The organism is Treponema endosymbiont of Eucomonympha sp. (assembly GCF_001028545.1).
The window spans coordinates 1-530 of record NZ_BBPW01000501.1; the positions used below are offsets into that span (position 1 = coordinate 1).

The 530-nt window shown below is 56.8% G+C and carries 1 protein-coding gene; it reads right to left on the reverse strand.

Annotated features, from left to right (window positions below; all coding sequences use genetic code 11):
- On the reverse strand, positions 1 to 530 hold a 530-nt coding region (locus tag AWU74_RS07780; protein WP_162505058.1), incomplete at both ends, for a tetratricopeptide repeat protein.

The following is a 530-nucleotide window of genomic DNA, read 5'->3' on the forward strand; positions in this document are numbered from 1 at the left end:
TCGTAGTCGTTCTTGCTGTAATAGGCAAAGCCGCGGAACCGGTAGGCAAATGCGTCATTCGGGTCAAGCTTCAGTGCTTGGGTGTAATCCACCATCGCCCGGTCGTAGTCGTTCTTGCTGTAATAGGCAAAGCCGCGGGACCGGTAGGCAGATGTGTCATTCGGGTCGAGTTTGACTGCTTGGGTATAATCCGCGATAGCCCGGTCGTAGTCGCCCTTTTCGCCATAGGCAACGCCGCGAATACCGTAGGCTAACGCGTTATTCGGGTCGAGCTTAATCGCTTGGGTATAATCCGCGATAGCCCGGTCATAGTCTTCCTTGCTGCGATAGGCATCGCCGCGCCACTTGTAGGCTGACGCGGCATTCGGGTCGAGCTTAATCGCCTGCGTATAATCCGCGACCGCCCGGTCGTAGTCGCCCTTGCTGTCATAAGCAGCACCGCGGACACCGTAGGCAGACGCATCGTTCGGCTTTAGCTTGAGTGCTTGGGTGAAATCCGCGATATCCCGGTCGTAGTCGCCCTTGCTGTA